The organism is Pseudomonas sp. S12(2018), from assembly GCF_024355235.1.
Lineage (GTDB): Bacteria > Pseudomonadota > Gammaproteobacteria > Pseudomonadales > Pseudomonadaceae > Aquipseudomonas > Aquipseudomonas palmensis.
The window spans coordinates 607,930-627,613 of the sequence record NZ_QLAD01000001.1 but is presented as its reverse complement, the minus strand read 5'-3'; the positions used below and the strand labels follow the sequence as shown (position 1 = coordinate 627,613).

Annotated in this window: 17 protein-coding genes; 11 read left to right on the top strand and 6 right to left on the bottom strand. The window is 64.5% G+C overall.

Features of this window, described 5'->3' with window-relative positions:
• Positions 1 to 3: 3 nt before the first annotated feature.
• The 4 genes from DN388_RS02955 to lpxC all read left to right on the top strand — a co-directional run bounded on the left by DN388_RS02955 (position 4) and on the right by lpxC (position 4,410).
• Entirely contained in the window at positions 4 to 870 is an 867-nt protein-coding gene (locus tag DN388_RS02955; RefSeq protein WP_043862070.1) for a cell division protein FtsQ/DivIB, read from the top strand.
• 15 nt (positions 871 to 885) lie between these two features.
• On the top strand, positions 886 to 2,139 hold the full coding sequence (gene ftsA / locus DN388_RS02950; RefSeq protein ID WP_043862071.1) for a cell division protein FtsA: 1,254 nt from the start codon (positions 886 to 888) through the stop codon (positions 2,137 to 2,139).
• 56 nt (positions 2,140 to 2,195) lie between these two features.
• A complete protein-coding gene (ftsZ, locus tag DN388_RS02945) occupies positions 2,196 to 3,386 on the top strand; it encodes a cell division protein FtsZ (RefSeq protein WP_043862072.1) in 1,191 nt (396 codons plus the stop codon).
• A gap of 112 nt (positions 3,387 to 3,498) precedes the next feature.
• Positions 3,499 to 4,410 carry a UDP-3-O-acyl-N-acetylglucosamine deacetylase gene (lpxC, locus tag DN388_RS02940; protein WP_043862073.1) on the top strand — a complete coding sequence of 304 codons (912 nt, stop codon included), beginning with the start codon at positions 3,499 to 3,501 and terminating at the stop codon, positions 4,408 to 4,410.
• A 101-nt stretch (positions 4,411 to 4,511) separates the two neighbouring features.
• On the opposite strand, the gene DN388_RS02935 is transcribed toward lpxC, so the two are convergent.
• Positions 4,512 to 4,961, bottom strand: a complete 450-nt coding sequence (locus DN388_RS02935) for a DUF721 domain-containing protein (protein ID WP_254996601.1) — start codon at positions 4,959 to 4,961, stop codon at positions 4,512 to 4,514.
• Positions 4,962 to 5,223: 262 nt separating this feature from the next.
• Between DN388_RS02935 and secA the strand changes: the two genes are divergently transcribed.
• From secA to DN388_RS02915, 4 genes are all read left to right on the top strand, one after another.
• Positions 5,224 to 7,959, top strand: a complete 2,736-nt coding sequence (secA, locus tag DN388_RS02930; RefSeq protein WP_054914834.1) for a preprotein translocase subunit SecA — start codon at positions 5,224 to 5,226, stop codon at positions 7,957 to 7,959.
• A gap of 124 nt (positions 7,960 to 8,083) precedes the next feature.
• Positions 8,084 to 9,301 carry a bifunctional glutamate N-acetyltransferase/amino-acid acetyltransferase ArgJ gene (gene argJ, locus DN388_RS02925; RefSeq protein ID WP_078479527.1) on the top strand — a complete coding sequence of 406 codons (1,218 nt, stop codon included), beginning with the start codon at positions 8,084 to 8,086 and terminating at the stop codon, positions 9,299 to 9,301.
• Positions 9,302 to 9,402: 101 nt separating this feature from the next.
• Positions 9,403 to 10,035: a glutathione S-transferase gene (locus DN388_RS02920; RefSeq protein ID WP_088515537.1), complete on the top strand. Its 633-nt coding sequence runs from the start codon at positions 9,403 to 9,405 to the stop codon at positions 10,033 to 10,035.
• Complete coding sequence (locus tag DN388_RS02915; protein WP_043862078.1) at positions 10,032 to 10,976, top strand: Nudix family hydrolase; 945 nt, start codon at positions 10,032 to 10,034, stop codon at positions 10,974 to 10,976. Before DN388_RS02920 ends, DN388_RS02915 begins: the two co-directional genes overlap by 4 nt.
• Positions 10,977 to 11,054: 78 nt before the next feature.
• Here DN388_RS02915 and DN388_RS02910 read toward each other — a convergent pair whose 3' ends face one another.
• From DN388_RS02910 to DN388_RS02900, 3 genes are read right to left on the bottom strand one after another with little or no spacing between them, the layout of a single operon-like run.
• Positions 11,055 to 11,615: a cob(I)yrinic acid a,c-diamide adenosyltransferase gene (locus DN388_RS02910; protein ID WP_043862079.1), complete on the bottom strand. Its 561-nt coding sequence runs from the start codon at positions 11,613 to 11,615 to the stop codon at positions 11,055 to 11,057.
• 2 nt (positions 11,616 to 11,617) lie between these two features.
• The gene (locus tag DN388_RS02905) at positions 11,618 to 13,654 is read right to left on the bottom strand and encodes an ATP-binding protein (RefSeq protein WP_054914831.1); all 2,037 of its coding nucleotides are present in this window, start codon (positions 13,652 to 13,654) and stop codon (positions 11,618 to 11,620) included.
• Positions 13,655 to 13,700: 46 nt separating this feature from the next.
• Positions 13,701 to 14,618, bottom strand: coding sequence for a putative 2-dehydropantoate 2-reductase (locus tag DN388_RS02900; protein ID WP_043862081.1), 918 nt, complete (start codon positions 14,616 to 14,618; stop codon positions 13,701 to 13,703).
• Positions 14,619 to 14,734: 116 nt separating this feature from the next.
• Here DN388_RS02900 and DN388_RS02895 point away from each other — a divergent pair, with 116 nt between their 5' ends.
• The 3 genes from DN388_RS02895 (at position 14,735) to DN388_RS02885 (ending at position 17,624) form a co-directional block, all read left to right on the top strand.
• A complete protein-coding gene (locus DN388_RS02895) occupies positions 14,735 to 15,220 on the top strand; it encodes a YajQ family cyclic di-GMP-binding protein (protein ID WP_043862082.1) in 486 nt (161 codons plus the stop codon).
• 117 nt (positions 15,221 to 15,337) lie between these two features.
• Complete coding sequence (locus DN388_RS02890) at positions 15,338 to 16,183, top strand: mechanosensitive ion channel family protein (RefSeq protein WP_043862083.1); 846 nt, start codon at positions 15,338 to 15,340, stop codon at positions 16,181 to 16,183.
• 196 nt (positions 16,184 to 16,379) lie between these two features.
• Positions 16,380 to 17,624 carry an MFS transporter gene (locus tag DN388_RS02885; RefSeq protein ID WP_043862084.1) on the top strand — a complete coding sequence of 415 codons (1,245 nt, stop codon included), beginning with the start codon at positions 16,380 to 16,382 and terminating at the stop codon, positions 17,622 to 17,624.
• Here the strand turns inward: DN388_RS02885 and DN388_RS02880 are convergent.
• Both DN388_RS02880 and DN388_RS02875 read right to left on the bottom strand, forming a co-directional pair.
• Positions 17,621 to 19,174 carry an AmpG family muropeptide MFS transporter gene (locus DN388_RS02880; protein WP_043862085.1) on the bottom strand — a complete coding sequence of 518 codons (1,554 nt, stop codon included), beginning with the start codon at positions 19,172 to 19,174 and terminating at the stop codon, positions 17,621 to 17,623. The two genes, DN388_RS02885 and DN388_RS02880, sit on opposite strands and share 4 nt — an antisense overlap.
• Positions 19,175 to 19,217: 43 nt before the next feature.
• Positions 19,218 to 19,571, bottom strand: a complete 354-nt coding sequence (locus tag DN388_RS02875; protein WP_043862086.1) for an MGMT family protein — start codon at positions 19,569 to 19,571, stop codon at positions 19,218 to 19,220.
• Between the last annotated feature and the right edge of the window lie 113 nt (positions 19,572 to 19,684).

Sequence of the window (19,684 nt, the reverse complement as noted above, 5' to 3'; positions counted from 1 at the left end):
CCCATGCAAGGCGCGATGGTACGTCATCAGCAACCCGCCACCGGCCGCAAGCCGGTGCCGCGCGGTGCCAGCCGGATGGTGGCCAAGGAGCCACTGTCGGCGCGCCTGCCCAAGGCCAATTTCAGCGTGTTCAAGCGTCTGCTGTGGCCGGTTCTGCTGGTAGTGGCCGGGTTCGGTGCCTACGAGGGCGCACAGCGCCTGATGCCGTATGCCGACCGGCCGATCACCAAGATCGCCGTGCAGGGCGACCTGAGCTACATCAGCCAGCAGGCCGTGCAGCAGCGTATCGCGCCCTATGTGGCCGCCAGCTTCTTCACCGTCGACCTGGCCAGCATGCGCACCGAACTCGAGCAGATGCCGTGGATCGCGCATGCCGAAGTGCGCCGCGTGTGGCCGGACGAAGTGGTGATCCGCCTCGAGGAACAGCTGCCGGTGGCGCGCTGGGGCGACGAGGCCCTGCTCAACAACCAGGGCCAGGCCTTCACCCCGCGCGAGCTGGCCAACTACGAGCACCTGCCGCAGCTGTTCGGGCCGCAGCGGGCGCAGCAGCAAGTGATGCAGCAATATCAGGTACTGAGCCAGATGTTGCGGCCCATGGGCTTCTCGATCGCCCGGCTGGAACTGCGTGAGCGGGGCAGCTGGTTCCTGACCACCGGTGCCGGCAGCGCCGGGCCGGGTATCGAGTTGCTGCTGGGGCGCGACCATCTGGTGGAAAAGATGCGCCGCTTCATTGCCATTTACGACAAGACGCTCAAAGAACAGATCACGAACATCGCCCGCATCGATCTGCGTTACGCCAATGGCCTGGCCGTTGGCTGGCGGGAACCGAATGCACCGACGACAGCCCAACCCGCTGTTGCGAAGAATTAGAGAGAGGCAGGACCCATGGCAAATGCGCATAGCGGCAAAATGATCGTCGGGCTGGATATCGGTACGTCCAAGGTGGTTGCACTGGTGGGCGAAGTGGCCGCCGATGGCACCCTGGAAATCGTCGGTATCGGCACCCATCCATCGCGCGGGCTGAAGAAGGGCGTGGTGGTCAATATCGAATCCACCGTGCAGTCGATCCAGCGCGCCGTCGAAGAGGCCCAGCTGATGGCTGGCTGCCGGATTCACTCGGCGTTCGTCGGCGTGGCGGGCAATCACATCCGCAGCCTGAACTCCCACGGCATCGTCGCCATCCGCGATCGTGAAGTCAGCGCGGCGGACCTGGAGCGGGTGCTGGACGCGGCCCAGGCCGTGGCCATCCCGGCCGACCAGCGGGTGCTGCACACCCTGCCGCAGGACTACGTGATCGACAACCAGGAAGGCGTGCGCGAGCCGCTGGGCATGTCCGGCGTGCGCCTGGAAGCCAAGGTGCACGTGGTCACCTGTGCGGTCAATGCAGCACAGAACATCGAAAAATGCGTGCGCCGCTGCGGCCTTGAAATCGACGACATCATCCTCGAGCAACTGGCCTCGGCCTACTCGGTGCTGACCGATGACGAAAAAGAGCTGGGCGTGTGCCTGGTGGACATCGGCGGCGGTACCACCGACATCGCGATCTTCACCGAGGGCGCCATCCGCCACACGGCGGTGATTCCGATTGCCGGCGACCAGGTGACCAACGACATCGCCATGGCGCTGCGTACCCCCACCCAGTACGCCGAAGAGATCAAGATCCGCTACGCCTGTGCCCTGGCCAAACTGGCCGGTGCCGGCGAAACCATCAAGGTGCCGAGCGTGGGTGATCGTCCGCCTCGCGAACTGTCGCGCCAGGCCCTGGCCGAAGTGGTCGAGCCACGCTACGACGAACTGTTCACCCTGATCCAGGCCGAACTGCGTCGCAGTGGCTACGAAGACCTGGTGCCGGCCGGTATCGTGCTCACTGGCGGTACCGCCAAGATGGAAGGCGCGGTGGAACTGGCCGAAGAGATTTTCCACATGCCGGTACGCCTGGGCGTGCCTTACACCGTGCGGGGCCTGAGCGACGTGGTGCGCAACCCCATCTATTCCACCGGCGTGGGCCTTCTGACCTATGGCCTGCAGAAGCAGTCCGAAGGCGTGACCCTGACCGGTATCAGCAGCAACAGCTATGGCGATGAACCGAAGGCCCCGGTGCTTGAGCGACTCAAGCGCTGGGTCCAGGGCAACTTTTAAGTTTCAAAGCAGTAGTAGTAGGCGCAAAAAACTAGAGAACTGAAAGGAGAGGGAAAATGTTCGAGCTCGTAGACAACGTCCCGCAAAGCCCGGTCATCAAAGTGATCGGCGTCGGTGGCGGCGGTGGCAACGCCGTCAATCACATGGTCAAGAGCAACATCGAAGGCGTCGAATTCATCTGCGCCAACACCGATGCTCAAGCGCTGAAAAACATCGGCGCGCGCACCATCCTGCAACTGGGTACCGGCGTGACCAAGGGCCTGGGTGCAGGTGCCAATCCGGAAGTCGGTCGTCAGGCCGCGCTGGAAGACCGTGAGCGCATCGCCGAAGTGCTGCAAGGCACCAACATGGTGTTCATCACCACCGGCATGGGCGGCGGTACCGGTACCGGTGCTGCTCCGATCATCGCCGAAGTGGCCAAGGAAATGGGCATCCTCACCGTTGCGGTGGTGACCCGTCCGTTCCCGTTCGAAGGTCGCAAGCGCATGCAGATCGCCGACGAGGGCATCCGTGCCCTGGCCGACAGCGTCGATTCGCTGATCACCATTCCGAACGAGAAGCTGCTGACCATCCTGGGCAAGGATGCCAGCCTGCTGTCGGCCTTCGCCAAGGCTGACGACGTGCTCGCCGGTGCCGTTCGCGGTATCTCCGACATCATCAAGCGTCCGGGCATGATCAACGTCGACTTCGCCGACGTGCGTACCGTGATGAGCGAGATGGGCATGGCCATGATGGGTACCGGCTGCGCCAGCGGTCCGAACCGTGCGCGTGAAGCGACCGAGGCGGCCATCCGCAACCCGCTGCTCGAAGACGTCAACCTGCAGGGCGCCCGCGGCATCCTGGTGAACATCACCGCAGGTCCTGACCTGTCGCTGGGTGAATACTCCGATGTGGGCAGCATCATCGAGGCATTCGCCTCCGACCACGCCATGGTCAAGGTCGGTACCGTCATCGACCCGGACATGCGCGACGAGCTGCACGTCACCGTGGTAGCCACCGGCCTGGGTGCCAAGATCGAGAAACCGGTCAAGGTCATCGACAACACCCTGCAAGCGTCCGCTGTACAGACCCCAGCCCCTGCACCGGCCCGTCCGGAGCAACCTTCGGTCAACTACCGCGATCTGGAGCGTCCGACCGTCATGCGCAACCAGGCTCACGCCGGGGCCGCTGCGGCACAGAAGCTGAACCCGCAGGACGACCTGGATTATCTGGATATCCCGGCTTTCCTGCGTCGTCAGGCCGATTAATGGAATTTATCAGGGCTATGAAGGTGATTGGTGTTCAGCAAAGGCCGGGTCTGCTATTATCCTCAGCCTTTGTTGATACCAGTTCGCAATTTGCGCTGAAGCGGCCAATGCCATGATTAAACAACGCACCCTGAAAAATATCATCCGTGCCACAGGTGTCGGCCTGCACTCCGGGGAAAAGGTTTACCTGACCCTCAAGCCCGCCCCTGTGGATACCGGCATCGTATTTTGCCGTGCCGACCTCGACCCTGTGGTGCAGATCCCTGCCCGTGCGGAAAACGTCGGCGAGACGACCATGTCCACGACACTGGTCAATGGCGATACCAAGGTAGACACGGTAGAGCACCTGCTCTCGGCCATGGCTGGCCTGGGCATCGATAACGCCTACGTCGAGCTCTCCGCGTCCGAAGTGCCAATTATGGACGGCAGCGCCGGGCCCTTTGTATTCCTGATTCAATCTGCCGGCCTGGAAGAACAGGACGCAGCCAAGAAGTTCATCCGCATCCTGCGTGAAGTGACAGTGGAAGACGGCGACAAGCGCGCCACTTTCCTGCCTTTCGAAGGGTTCAAGGTGAGTTTCGAGATCGATTTCGACCACCCGGTGTTCCACAACCGGACCCAGAGTGCCAGCGTGGACTTTTCCAGCACCTCGTTCGTGAAGGAAGTCAGCCGCGCCCGTACCTTCGGGTTCATGAGTGACATCGAGTACCTGCGCAAGCACAACCTCGCCCTCGGCGGCAGCGTGGAAAACGCCATCGTCGTGGACAAGGATGGCGTGCTCAACGAAGACGGCCTTCGCTACGAAGACGAATTCGTCAAGCACAAGATCCTCGATGCGATTGGCGACCTCTACCTGCTGGGCAACAGCCTGATCGGCGAGTTCAAGGGCTACAAGTCCGGACACGCGCTGAACAATCAGCTGCTGCGCAAGCTGATCGAGGAAACCGATGCGTGGGAAGTGGTGACGTTCGAAGATGCCAGCACGGCACCGATCTCTTACATGCGTCCGGTTGCGGCAGTGTAAGTACGAACTCTCTCTTCTTTAGTTATTTTTTGGGGCTGCCTTCGGGTGGCCTTTTTTTATTGCCGCGCGCACTCGCAGGTTTGCGAGCGCTGTGCGCTCGTCTATCCCTTGCCGTGCCTGGCCAGGCGCTCCAGCGCCGCCTTGAGCTTGGGGTCGGTGATCCCTTCGGCCGTAGCGTGGATGTTCTGCGCCGAACGTGTCGAGATGTCCATCGGGTGCCCCGCCGCGGGTGCCACACCGGCCATCGGCTGCACCCTGAAATTGATGCGGGTCAGGCTGCTGAAGGCCTCCATCATCTGCAACTGGCGCAGCAGGCGTTTCTGCTGGTAGCGCAGGCGCGTGGCCCAGTGCCCGTCGGTGACGATCAGCAGCAGCGTACCCTCGCGCCAGGAGGCCACATGGCAATGCTCGCGCGCTGCCGGCTGCAACTGGCTCTCCACCAGGCGCTGCAGCTGGGCCAGGCGCTGGGCCTGGCTGAACAGGGCCTTGAGCGGTCGCGCTTCACGCAAAAGCACGGCGGGTGCACGGGCGGGCAGGGGGCGAAAAGCCATGGGCAGGGTCCGAAAAATACAGTGGCGCCATCTTAACAGATCGCCCCGCCGGTAATTCTTCATGTGACGATGGGTTGAAGTTAGCGAAAAAGGCCTTATTGTAAAAAAGCCCCGTCAAAAGCGCTGTGCCAGCATCGTGGAAATCCGCCACTTTCCTCACCATCGTTTCCGGGTAGAATGCTCGTTCGCATGCGGCCATAAGGGCTGCACGGGCGACTCACGGGGCCGCCCTCCATCCCTACGTGTGGAAGATCCTGCCAATATGTTTGCGCCTTTGTTAAAAAAACTTTTTGGAAGCAAGAACGAGCGTGAAGTCAAACGCATGCTCAAGACGGTACAGATCGTCAATGCCTTCGAAGAGCAGATGGTCGCCCTGACGGACGAGCAGTTGCGGGCCAAGACCGCAGCGTTCAAAGAGCGCCTGGCCAAAGGCGAGACCCTTGACCAACTGTTGCCCGAAGCCTTCGCCGTTGCGCGCGAGGCCGGCAAGCGGGTCATGGGCATGCGTCACTTCGATGTACAGCTGATCGGTGGCATGACCTTGCACGAGGGCATGATCGCAGAGATGCGTACCGGTGAAGGCAAGACCCTGGTGGCGACCCTGGGCGTGTACCTCAACGCGCTGTCCGGCAAGGGCGTGCACGTGGTCACGGTCAACGACTACCTGGCCCGCCGCGACGCCAACTGGATGCGCCCTCTGTATGAATACCTGGGCCTCACCGTGGGTGTGGTCACCCCGTTCCAGCCGCCGGAAGAAAAGCGCATCGCCTATGCCGCCGACATCACCTACGGCACCAACAACGAATTCGGTTTCGACTACCTGCGCGACAACATGGCGTTCAGCATGGAAGAGAAATTCCAGCGCGAGCTGAATTTCGCCGTGATCGACGAAGTCGACTCCATCCTGATCGACGAAGCCCGTACCCCGCTGATCATCTCCGGCCAGGCCGAAGACAGCTCCAAGCTGTACATCGAGATCAACAAGCTGATCCCGCAGCTCAAGCAGCACATCGAAGAGGTCGAAGGCCAGGTCACACAGGAAGGCCACTACAGCATCGACGAGAAGACCCGCCAGGTCGAACTCAACGAAGCCGGCCACCAGTACATCGAAGAGATGCTCACCCAGGTCGGCATGCTGGCCGAGGGCGAGAGCCTCTACTCGGCGCACAACCTGGGCCTGCTGACCCACGTGTATGCCGGCCTGCGTGCCCACAAGCTGTTCCACCGCAATGTCGAATACATCGTGCAGGACGGCCAGATCCTGCTGATCGACGAGCACACCGGCCGCACCATGCCGGGCCGTCGCCTGTCCGAGGGCCTGCACCAGGCCATCGAGGCCAAGGAAAACCTGAACATCCAGCCCGAGAGCCAGACCCTGGCCTCGACCACGTTCCAGAACTACTTCCGCCTGTACAACAAGCTGTCCGGCATGACCGGTACCGCTGACACCGAAGCGTTCGAATTCGCCCAGATCTACCAGCTCAACGTGATGGTGATCCCGCCGAACAAGCCGCTGGCGCGCAAGGACTTCAACGACCTGGTCTACCTGACGGCCGAAGAGAAGTACACCGCGATCATCGCCGACATCAAGGAGAGCATGGCTTCCGGGCGTCCGGTGCTGGTGGGTACCGCCACCATCGAAACCTCCGAGCACATGTCCAACCTGCTGATCAAGGAAGGCATCGATCACAAGGTCCTGAACGCCAAGTTCCACGAGAAGGAAGCCGAGATCATCGCCCAGGCCGGTCGCCCGGGTGCACTGACCATCGCCACCAACATGGCCGGTCGTGGTACCGACATCCTGCTGGGCGGCAACTGGGAAGTCGAAGTGGCTGCCATGGACAACCCGACGCCCGAGCAGGTTGCCCAGGTCAAGGCCGACTGGCAGAAGCGTCACCAGCAGGTGATCGAGTCCGGTGGTCTGCACGTGATCGCCTCCGAGCGCCACGAATCGCGCCGTATCGACAACCAGCTGCGTGGCCGTTCCGGCCGTCAGGGCGACCCGGGCTCGAGCCGCTTCTACCTGTCGCTGGAAGACAGCCTGATGCGCATCTTCGCCTCCGACCGGGTCAAGAACTTCATGAAGGCCCTGGGCATGCAGTCCGGCGAGGCCATCGAGCACCGCATGGTCACCAACGCCATCGAGAAGGCCCAGCGCAAGGTCGAAGGTCGCAACTTCGACATCCGCAAGCAACTGCTCGAATTCGACGACGTGGCCAACGAGCAGCGTAAGGTCATCTACCACATGCGCAACAGCCTGCTGGCGGCGACCAACATCGGCGACACCATCGCCGAGTTCCGCCAGGAAGTGCTCGATGCCACCGTGGCCCAGCACATCCCGCCACAGTCGCTGCCCGAGCAGTGGGACGTGCCGGGCCTGGAGGCGGCCCTGGCCAGCGATTTCGGGGTCAAGCTGCCGATCCAGCAGTGGCTGGACGAAGACGACCACCTGTACGAAGAGACCCTGCGCGAGAAGTTGATGGCCGAGCTGATGGCGGCCTACAACGAGAAGGAAGAGCAGGCCAGCGCCGATGCCCTGCGTACCTTCGAGAAGCAGATCCTGCTGCGTGTGATCGACGACCTGTGGAAAGACCACCTGTCGACCATGGATCACCTGCGCCACGGTATCCACCTGCGTGGCTACGCCCAGAAGAACCCGAAGCAGGAATACAAGCGCGAGTCGTTTGCCCTGTTCCAGGAACTGCTGGACTCGATCAAGCGCGACACCATCCGCGTGCTCTCGCACGTTCAGGTTCGCCGCGAAGACCCGATCGAAGAGGAAGCACGCCTGCGCCGCGAAGCCGAAGAGCTGGCCCAGCGCATGCAGTTCCAGCACGCCGAGGCCCCTGGCCTGGAAGCGGGCGAGCTGCTTGAGGAGGGTGCCGACGTCGCCGTGGCCGCAGCGCCGGTGCGCAACGAGCAGAAGCTGGGCCGCAACGAACCCTGCTGGTGCGGTTCGGGCAAGAAGTTCAAGCAGTGCCACGGCAAGATCGACTGATCGCACCGCCGTTGCCCCCTGCTGATATCTGAACACCGCGCCGCGACGGGCCCAACCGTCGCGGCGTTGTTCCATCTCAAGCGCCGGTATCTCGAGCCGGCGCCTTTTTTCTAGGAGCGCTTTCATGGCTGTCGGTCTTGGTCCTTTGCCAACGTTGCACCCGGTTCCAGGTTTTGAACTCGGTATTGCCTCTGCGGGCATCAAGCGCCCCGGGCGCAAGGACGTTGTGGTAATGCGCTGCGCCGAAGGCTCCAGCGTTGCCGGCGTGTTCACCCTCAATGCGTTCTGCGCTGCCCCGGTGATCCTGGCCAAGCAGCGCGTGCAGGGCAGTGTGCGTTACCTGCTGACCAACACCGGCAACGCCAACGCCGGTACCGGCGCCCCCGGCCTGGCCGCTGCCGAGCGCACCTGCGCCAGGCTGGCCGAGCTGGCGGGTGTCGACGCCGACGCGGTGCTGCCGTTCTCCACCGGTGTGATCGGTGAGCCACTGCCGGTCGAGAAGATCGAAGGCGCGCTGCAGGCCGCCCTGGACGACCTGTCGGAAAACAACTGGGCCGAGGCCGCCACCGGCATCATGACCACCGACACCCTGCCCAAGGGTGCCAGCCGCCAGTTCCAGCATGACGGCGTGACCATCACCGTGACCGGCATCAGCAAGGGCGCCGGGATGATCCGCCCGAACATGGCGACCATGCTCGGCTACATCGCCACCGACGCCAAGGTGGCGCCGGCCGTGCTCAAGGACCTGCTGCTGGACGGCGCCAACAAGTCGTTCAACCGCATCACCATCGACGGCGATACCTCGACCAACGATTGCTGCATGCTGATCGCCACCGGCAAGGCCGACGTGGCTGAAGTGACCGAAGCCCGCGGCCCGCTGTTCGACGCGTTGAAAAAGGCGGTGTTCGAGGTGTGCATGGAAGTGGCCCAGGCCATCGTGCGTGACGGTGAAGGCGCGACCAAGTTCGTGACCGTTCAGGTCAACGGTGGTGGCAATCATCAGGAATGCCTGGACGTCGGCTATGCCGTGGCGCATTCGCCGCTGATCAAGACCGCGCTGTTCGCCTCCGACCCGAACTGGGGCCGGATCCTGGCAGCTGTGGGCCGTGCTGGCGTGCCGAACCTGGACGTGAGCCTGATCGACGTGTACCTGGACGATGTGTGCATCGCCAGCAAAGGCGGCCGCAACGCCACCTACACCGAGGCCCAGGGCTCGGCCGTGATGGCCCAGGAAGAGATCACCATCCGCATCGACCTGGGGCGTGGCGACTGCAGCGAGACGATCTGGACCACCGACCTGTCCCATGAGTATGTGAAGATCAACGCCGAATACCGTACCTGACCGTATTGCGGGTCAAGCCCGCTCCCTCAAGGATTGCAGTAACCCTGTGGGAGCGGGCTTGACCCGCGATAGGCCCCCGCACATCCCGATGGAGCCCACCCATGAGCTACCAACTGATCATCGGCGACAAGCTGTATTCCTCCTGGTCGCTGCGCGCCGCCCTGGCCCTCGAACTGGCCAGGGTGCCCTACACCGAACTGCTGATCACCCTCAACCAGCCCGATACCCGCCAGCGCATCCTTGCGCACTCCGCCACCGGCAAGGTGCCCCTGCTCAAGTCCGAACACGGCACCATCGCCGATTCGCTGGCAATCGCCGAGTACCTGGCCGAGCGCCACCCTGAAGCCAACCTGTGGCCCAGCGACATCGCTGCCCGGGCCCAGGCGCGTTCGGCCTGCGCGCAGATGCACAGTGGCTTCTTCGCCCTGCGCAGCACCATGCCGATGAACCTGGACCACGATCAGGCCCTTGAGAGCATTCCACTCGAGGTGCAGATCGACATCGATCGCATCGTCGCGCTGTGGTCCGAGTGCCGCCTGGTGGCCAAGACCCCGGGCCCGTACCTGTTCGGCGAACTGAGCCTGGCCGACGCCTTCTTCGCCCCGGTGGCGGTGCGCCTGCGCAGCTACCGTGTCGAACTGCCAGCGGCAGCCGCCGCCTACGTCGAGGCCATCTACCAGTGGCCGGCCTTCCAGGCCTGGCAGCAGGCTGCGCTGGCGGAGCGTGCGTCGTGAAGCGGGTGCATGTTGCCGCTGCGGTGATCCGTGGCACCGACGGGCGCATCCTGATTGCGCGCCGTGCCGACAGCCAGCATCAGGGCGGCCTGTGGGAGTTTCCCGGCGGCAAGGTGGAGGCGGGGGAGGCGGTCGAGATCGCCCTGGCCCGCGAGCTGCACGAGGAACTGGGCATCGTCGTGACCCGTGCACGGCCCTTGATCAAGGTGCGTCACGACTACCCCGACAAGCAGGTGCTGCTGGACGTGTGGGAGGTCGACGGCTTTACCGGCGAGCCCCATGGTGCCGAAGGCCAGCCACTGGCCTGGGTGTCGCCACGCGAACTGCCGCAATACGACTTCCCTGAAGCCAACCAGCCCATCGTGGCGGCCGCGCGGTTGCCTGGCCACTACCTGATCACCCCGGGCGAACTGGAAGCCCCGCAGTTGCTGCGCGGCATCCAGAAGGCGATTGCCGGCGGGATCAAGCTGGTGCAGTTGCGTGCGCCCAACGGCTACGACCCCAAGTACCGCGATGTGGCGGTGGATGCGGTGGGGCTGTGTGCCGGCAAGGCGCAGTTGATGCTCAAGGGGCCGCTGGAGTGGCTGGGCGATTTCCCGGCGGCAGGGTGGCACCTTACGGCCGAGCAGTTGCGCAAATATGCGCCCAAGGGCCGACCGTTCCCCAGGGAGCGCTGGCTGGCCGCGTCTTGTCACAACGCCGAAGAACTGGCGCTGGCCGAGCAGATGGGGGTGGATTTCGTCACCCTGTCGCCGGTGCAGGCGACCCAGACGCATCCCGAGGCGGTACCGTTGGGCTGGGAGCAGGCCAGCGAGCTGATCGAAGGCTTCAACCGGCCGGTGTATGTGCTGGGTGGCGTGGGGCCGGCTGATTGCGAGCGGGCCTGGCAGTTCGGCGCCCAAGGCGTGGCCGGAATTCGGGCGTTCTGGCCTGAGGCCTGAGTGAAGCCTCGCCGGCAAGGCCGGCTCCTACAGACGGCGCTGACCTTTGTAGGAGCCGGCCTTGCCGGCGAAGCGGCGTCATGGCCTGGCCGCAGCCTGCCATAACACCTCCGCCACCCCCTGGCGCCGCGCAATCACCCGCGCCGCCACGAACAGCAAGTCCGACAGCCGATTGATGTACGCCAGCCCCACCCCCGCCAGCGGCTCTGCCGCGTTCAACTGCTGACACCGCCGCTCCGCACTGCGGGCCAGGCTGCGGCATACATGGGCCTGGGCAATCAGCGCCGAACCGCCCGGCAGAATGAAGTTCTCCAGAGGCCCCAGCTCTTCGTTCCAGTGGTCGATCGCCGCTTCCAGGCGCTGCACCTCGGCCTCGTTCAAGGCCTGGTAACTGGGCATCGCCAGCTCACCACCCAGGTCGAACAGCCGATGCTGACACGGCGCCAGCACTTCGACCACCTCGTCCAGGTGTTGCTCGGCCAGGCCTGCCAGCAACACGCCCAGCTGGCTGTTGAGCGTGTCCACCTCGCCGATGGCCTCGATGCGCGGATGGTCCTTGGCGACGCGACGGCCGTCGCCCAGGCCGGTTTCGCCCTTGTCGCCGGTGCGGGTGTAAATCTTCGACAAGCGAAAACCCATGCTCATGACTCCATCGTTGGCGGGCCGGGGGGTGGCATCGGCAGGTTGCTCAGCGGCAGGCGCAAGGTGAAGCACGTGCCCTGGCCCGGCGCCGACTGCACCTCCATCTGGCCCTTGTGGTTGTTGGTGATGATGAAATACGACACCGACAGGCCCAGGCCAGTGCCCTGGCCGATTTCCTTGGTGGTGAAGAACGGCTCGAAGGTGCGCTTGCGCACCGCCTCGGGCATGCCCACGCCGTTGTCTTCGACCTGGATCTCGGCCCACGGCGGGTTGAGCCGGGTACGCAGGATGATACGCCCCGGTTCGCTGTCGTCTTCGCGCTGGTGAATCGCCTGGGCGGCGTTCTTGAGCAGGTTGAGCAGCACCTGTTCCAGCTCGTTGGCGGTGCCGGGCACTGGGCCCAGGGCCGGGTCGAACTGGCGCACGATGGCCTGTCCCTTGAAGTCGAAGCCTTCGGTCAGGTCGAAGTCGTTGCCGGCGATCTCCACCGCCTGGTCGATCAGTGCCGGCAGGTCGCACGGTGCCATCTGGCGGTTGCTGCGGCGGCTGAAGCTGAGCATGTGGGTGACGATCTTGGCCGCCCGTGCGCCGGCCTGCTGGATGCCATCGAGCAACTGGGGTACCTGGCGGTTTTCCAGGTACTGGTTGACCGTACCCAGGTCGATGCCGGTTTCGCTGGCCTGCTCCAGGTTCTTCGGCAGGTCGGGGGACAGGCGTCGACGGATGTTCTGCACGTTGTGCAGGATCGCCCCCAGCGGGTTGTTGATCTCGTGGGCCATGCCAGCAGCCAGGCCACCGACCGAGAGCATCTTCTCCGACTGCACCATCATCTCTTCGAGCGACAGGCGCTGGGTGATGTCGTCGATGCGAATCACCACGCCGCGCCCGCCACCGCCCATCAGCGGGTAGAAGGTCAGGGCGTAGTGGCGCGCATCGTCGCCCCTGGTCCAGGTGACCCGCTCGATCTTGGCCACGCGGTGCTTCTCGACGCTTTCCTTGAGCTGCGGCAGGAACGGCTTGAGCGGCTCGAACGCGAGGAAGATCGGCTGGTTCAGCGCCTCGTCCAGCGGCGTGCCGGAAAGCGCGCTGGCCTCCTGGTTCCACTGGGTCACGTAGAGCTGTTCGTCCAGGGCGATCAGTGCCGAGGGCATGGAGTCGATGATGCTGTTGAGGTAGTTCTGAAAGCCGGTGAGCTTGCGCTCGATCTTGCTGCGCACCTGTACTTCGAGTTCCAGCTTGCGGTTGGTGTGACGGGTTTCCTCGGCCAGGCCCTGGGCCTGGTCATAGGCGGTCTGGAATTCGTCGCGGGCGCGCTTGAGTTGCTGTTCGCGGGCTTCGATGCGCGATAGCATGGTGTTGAACGCCTCGGCCAGGCTGCCGATTTCGTCGCGGTTGCCGGGGCGCGCGCGCAGGGCATAGTTCTCTTCGCGGGTCACCTGGCGCGAGAGCTGTTCGAGCTGGTAGATCGGCTGGGTGATCAGACGCTTGATCTGCCGCGCAATCAGCATCCATAGCAGGATGCTGAACACCAGGATGCCCAGGCTGGCGGTCAGCGTGCCGGTATAGAAGGCCATCGGCAGCTCGCTGCTGGCCACCAGCAGCAGATGCCCGGGCGGGTTGCCGGGGCGCGGCAGGGTTACCAGCTGGGTGCTGCGAAACTCGGTCAGGCGCCAGCTCTCGATGTTGCGGTAGCGCTTGGGCACTGCCAGGGGTTCGCCGTGCTGCAACTGCGCCAGCAGCTTGCCGTCGCTGCCATACAGCGCGGCGGCGCGCAGCGGGGTGTAGCTGTCCAGTTCCTTGAGCAGGTCGTTGGCCGCCTCTGGCGAGTCGGCGGCGCGCTGTGCCAGCTCCGGGTGCGATACCAGGCGGCCGATGGTCTGCAGGGCCTGGGGCGCCATGGCCTCCTGGGAGATCCAGTAGGCGGCGCTGATGAAGGTCAGGTTGGCCACCAGCAGAATGGTGATCAGCAGCACCAGCAGGGCGGCCAGCAGCTTCTGGCCGACCGGCAGGTTTTCCAGGCGTTCGCGCAAGGGCATGGTGACGGCGTGATCCTGTGGGTGGAGGGGCAGGGTAGCGTTGCCCTCAGTCGCTGGGCAACCCGCGTGCGTTCAGGTGTTCGACCAGGCGCCGGTGCAGCCGTTCAAGGTGCGCCAGATGGCGGCCGTGGCGGGCGGCAACGCGGCAGGCGTGGCCGAGCAGGTAGTGGATCTCGGTGCGTCGGCCCTGGCGCACGTCCTGGTACATGGAAGAGTAGTTCGCCGCCGTGGCCTGGATGACCCGTTCGACCTCGACCTGCAGATCGGTGGCGGCTTCGGGCTGGCCGCAGTGCTGCAGCAGCTCGGCCAGCTCCGCGCACAGCGTGGCCACCTCGCAGTGATGCTCGGCCAGGCCGCCGTTGCGGCACGCATGCAGCACGGTCAGTGGGTTGATGGCGCAGTTGAGCGCCAGCTTGCGCCATAGCCGGGTGAGGATGTCCGGGGTCCACTGGTGCGGGATGCCTGCGTCGGTCAGATCGTCGAGCCAATCGGGCGGCAGCGGGTTGGCCGGGTCGCCCAGCCAGTTGAAGCCATGCCCGGCAAAGTTCACCTGCCAGTCGGCTTCGCGAAACGCGCCCTCGGTGCTGGAGGCGAAGATGCAGCGTGCGTGGGGGACCTGGCTGGCGACTTCGTCCTGGCTGCCCAGGCCGTTCTGCAGCAGCACCAGCTCGGCATTGCGCGCCAGTCGGGGCGCCAGCTGCGCCACTGCCGCGGGCGCGTCGTAGGCCTTGCAGGCCACCAGCAGCCGGTGGATAGGCGTGCCTGCATCGGCGGTTTCGGCGGGGATCGCGTGGCGCTGCGCCTGGCCGTTGTGTACCAGGCTCAGGCCGCCCGCCGCCTCGTAGGCGTGCAGGCGCGCAGGGTCGCGCAGGATCAGGCGGACCGCCTTGCCGGCCTGTGCCAGGCGGCAGGCCCAGAGGCTGCCCAGGCTGCCGGCGCCGAGAATATGCCAGGTGCTGCTCATCTGCGTTTCGCAACCGTTATAATGAACCCGCATTTTAACCGTCAAACCCGGCACGCTCCATCATGCTCTGCGACCAGGGGCCCATGAGCGTGCGTTTATTTTTTTGGAGAATGGATATGCCGTCGTTCGACGTGGTATCGGAACTGGACAAGCACGAAGTCACCAACGCCGTGGAAAACGCGGTCAAGGAGCTCGACCGCCGCTACGACCTCAAGGGCAAGGGCAGCTTCGAGTTCAAGGAAAAGGAACTGACCGTCAACCTCACCGCCGAGGCCGAGTTCCAGCTCGAGGCGATGATCGACATCCTCAAGCTGGCGCTGGTCAAGCGCAAGATCGACGTGCAGTGCCTGGAGGTCAAGGATGCCTTCGCATCGGGCAAGGTGATGAAGCAGGAAGCGACGCTGAAGGAAGGCATCGACAAGGAACTGGCCAAGAAGATCGTCGCCCACATCAAGGACGCCAAGCTCAAGGTCCAGGCCGCCATCCAGGGCGAGCAGGTACGCGTCACCGGCAAGAAACGCGACGACCTGCAGGAAGCCATCGCGGCCCTGCGTGCCAAGGAGTTCGGCATGCCGCTGCAGTTCAACAACTTCCGCGACTGATCCCCGTGCACCCGGAACCTTGGCGCCGTTTCGGCGTCCGAGGTTTCTGCGGCCGCTGAAACGATTGCGGCGCCACGCTTTCCCCGTTTTTTGCCGCCCGGCATCAGGAGACAACCTATGGATTTGAACGCTGAAGTGGATCAGCTGGTCAGGACTTCGCAGACCTGGATCCCGATGATCATGGAATATGGCAGTCGCCTGTTGTTGGCGCTGCTGACCCTGGCCATCGGCTGGTGGGTGATCAACAAGGTCACCTACCGCCTGGGCAAGCTGCTGGCCCTCCGCAACGCCGACCTGGCGCTGCAAGGCTTCATCAGCAGCCTGGCGAACATCATTCTGAAGATCCTGCTGGTGGTCAGCGTGGCCTCGATGATCGGCATCGAGACCACCTCGTTCGTGGCCGCCATCGGTGCCGCCGGCCTGGCCATCGGCCTGGCCTTGCAGGGCAGCCTGGCGAACTTCGCCGGCGGTGTGCTGATCCTGCTGTTCCGTCCGTTCCGCCTGGGCGACTGGATCGAGGCCCAGGGGGTCAGCGGTACCGTGGACAGCATCCAGATCTTCCACACGGTGCTGCGTACCGGTGACAACAAGACGGTGATCCTGCCCAACGGCAGCCTGTCCAACGGCATCATCACCAACACCAACCGCCAGCCGACCCGCAAGGTGGTGTTCGATGTGGGCGTGGACTACGAGGCCGACCTGCAGGTAGCGCGCAAGGTGCTGCTGGACCTGGCCAATGACCCGCGGGTGCTGCAGGAACCGGGCGCGCCCCAGGCGGTGATTTCGGCACTGGGCGACAGCTCGATCACCGTGTCGCTGCGAGCCTGGGTGAAGACGGCTGACTACTGGGACGTGATGTTCATGCTCAACGAGCATGCGCGCGACCGGTTGAAGGCCGAGGGCATCGACATCCCGTTTCCGCAGCGGGTAATCCGTGTGGTGCAGGAAGCGGCCGTGCAGTAACAGCGCCTCGAGCTCATCGCGGGTCAAGCCCGCTCCCACAGGTACATCATGTGTCTGGAGACAGTGATGACCGCGTGGGAGCGCGGCTTGCCCCGCGATGCGGGTGTACCGATTACACTTGTTCACTTCTTGTTACTGTCCGACCTTTGCCTTTTCTGGCATACAGGCTGGCTGATTTTCCCTGCCAGGCCTTGCCATGCTTACCCCGCTGATAAACATCACCCCGTTCCGGGCATTCTGTTTCGCCATGACCCTGGCGTTGTTCGAGTTGCTGACCTACCTGGCCAGCGACGTGGTGATGCCTGCCATGCCCACGGTGGTGGGCGACCTGAATGCCAGCCCCGAATTCATCCCCCATGCGCTGAACCTCTACCTGCTTGGCGGTGTGCTGCTGCAGTGGCTGATCGGCCCGCTGGCCGACCGCTACGGGCGGCGCCCGCTGCTGCTGTGGGGGTGCGCCATCTTCTGCCTGGCCTGCCTGGCCACCTACTGGGTCGAGGGCATCGAGCTGTTCAACCTGCTGCGCCTGTTGCAGGGTATCGGCCTGGGCTTTGTGGTCACGGTCAGCTACCCGGCCCTGAACGAAGCCTTCAGCGAGGCGGATGCGGTGCGCATGATGGCCCTGCTGGCCAACATCGCGCTGCTTTCGCCGCTGCTCGGCCCACTGGTAGGCACCGTGCTGCTGGAATGGGTGTCGTGGCGCTGGCTGTTCGTACTGTTCGCAGGGTTCGCCGTGCTGACCTGGTGCGCGCTGTACCGCTTCATGCCTGAAACCCTGGGGGTGGAGAGGCGCGACGGTACGCGCCTGGCCTTCCAGCCCATCCACCTGCTGCCCTTGCTGGCCGGTTACGGGCAACTGCTGGGCAACCGCCGCTTCGTTGCCGGCAGCGCTGCCCTGGGCCTGGTGGGCCTGCCGCTGATCGGCTGGATCGGTCTGTCGCCGGTGCTGCTGATTCATGACGAGGGCTTGAGCACCCTGGACTATGCACTGTGGCAATTGCCGGTGTTCGGCGGCCTGATTGCGGGCAACCTGATCATCAACCGCATTGCCGAGCGCTACAGCCTGCGCGCGCTGATCCGCAAGGCCCTGTGGCCGTATCTGATCGGCCTGGGCGCGGCCATGCTGGGCACCTGGCTGTACCCCTCGGTGTTCAGCCTGGTGGCGGGCATGTCGCTGTACGCACTGGGCCTGGGCATCGCCAACGCGGTGCTGTACCGCATGACGCTGTTCTCCAGCGAGCAGAGCAAGGGCCTGGTGTCGGCGATGCTGGGCATGATCACCATCGCCTTGCTGGGCCTGGGCGGTGCCTTGCTGGCGATGCTGGGGGCAGGGGCGAGCCTGTTGAGCTTCGCCCTGGCGGCAGGTTGCGCCGGGTTGCTGGCGCTGTGGCCGTTGCGCACGGTGCTGCAGGACGACGCCGAACTGGCGTCGCTGGCCTAGGCTCCGGGGCGCTCGGTGGTCTCGGGCTCCACGGGGGCCAGCTTGCCGCGCCGCAGTTCCTGGTGCCAGTGCAAGGCGATCAGGATCAGCGTTGGCACCCCGAGCATCGCGGTGATCAGGAAGAAGTCGTGATAGCCGTACTTCTCGACCATCACGCCTGAGTAGCCACCGATCAGGCGCGGCAACAGCAGCATGATCGAGCTGAGCAGGGCGTACTGGGTGGCCGAGAACTTCAGGTTGGTCAGGCTCGACAGGTAGGCCACGAAGGCCGAGGTCGCCAGACCCGAGCTGAAGTTGTCGAGCGAGATGGTCACCACCAGCATCTGCAGGTTCGGCCCCATGTCGGCGAGCATCAGGAACAGCAGGTTGGTCGCGGCGGAGGTCACACCGCCGATGAACAGGATCGGCAGGATGCCGAAGCGCACGATCAGCAGGCCGCCCATGCCGGCCCCGAACAGGGTCATGAACAGGCCGAAGATCTTGCTGACGCTGGCGATCTGGTCCTTGGTGAAGCCCTGGTCGATATAGAACACGTTGGCCATCACGCCCATCACCGTGTCCGACATGCGGTAGGTGGCGATCAGCCCCAGCAGCAGCAGCGCCTGCCAGCGGTAGCGCACGATGAAGTCGTTGACCGGAGTCAGCACCGGGGCCAGCCCGCGTCGCCCCATGGACGACAGGCACAGCGTGGTGAGGGTGATGTAGAGGATCGCGCGCAGGAAGGCGCGGTCTTCAAGCAGCAGGTCGAGCAGGCTGGCGCCTTCGAACAGCACGCTGGCGAAATCGGTGTTGTACAGCTGGGTGAACATCGCCGGTACCGACACCAGCAGAATGATCAGCACGAAGACCGAGGCCAGCTGGTGGCCGAAGCCGTAGCGCGCCGCCGACAGCTGGGTACGCAGTGGGACGGGCGGCTCGCGCATCAGCAGGCTGGTGATCAGGGCGGGCACCATCAGCACGCCGAACAGCACATAGGTGCCGGTCCAGGCGCTGTGCTTGTAGCTGAAGCCGGTGGAGCCGAACCCTTCGGCAAAGAACAGCGCGCCCGCGGTGGCCAGCAGGGCGGCGACCCGGTAGCCGGCCATGTAGCTGGCGGCCAGGGCGGCCTGGCGCTGGTCGCCGGCGATCTCGAGGCGGTAGGCATCCACGGCGATGTCCTGGGTGGCCGAGGCGAAGGCCACCAGCACCGCCAGCGCGATCAGCCACGACAGGTGCTTCTGCGGGTCGCAAAAGCCCATGCCGACCAGGCCGATGACCACCAGGATCTGTGACAGCACCAGCCAGGAACGGCGTCGGCCAAGCTTGCCCAGCAATGGCAGGCGCCATTGGTCCAGCAGTGGCGACCATACCCACTTGAAGGCGTAGGCCAGGCCGATCAGGCTGGCATAACCGATGGTTTCACGGGCAACCCCGGCTTCGCGCAGCCATACCGACAGGGTCGAGAACACCAACATATAGGGCAGGCCGGCGGCAAAGCCGAGCAGCAACAGCACCAGGGTCGACGGGCTGGCATAGGCAGCGAGCGCAGCGCGCCAGGTTTTACGGGGCATGGGCCAACATCTGCCTCAAGTTTGCGAAAACAAAGCGCGCACTCTAACCGCTGTGCTCCATCGGGCGCCAGCCATGGCGCAACATATCCACACGATTGTTCCGGACGGTCACCCCTTCGGCCCGCAGGCGGGCCCGCTGCTCATCCCCGGAGGGCGTGCCAAGGGCCAGGCTCAGGCGTCCGCCGGCGCCCAGCACGCGGTGCCAGGGCAGGCGAGTGTCGCTCGGCAACTGGCTGAGGGTGCGCCCCACCCAACGCGCCGCGCGGCCCAGGCCGGCGATGGCCGCCAGTTCACCATAGCTGACCACCTTGCCTGGCGGCAGTTGGCCCAGCACCAGGTAGAGCGCCGTCCGTCGGTCTTCTGCGCGCTGCTGCGCGTCGGTCAAGGCCGCGCTCATCGGGGCGTTGCGGGGCAGTGAAGGGGGCAGGGCGCACAAATACGAATTGAACTCATCGGCATTGGCTGGGTCAGTCCTTGTTCTGCTGGCGGGTATCTGGATAATGCCCGATT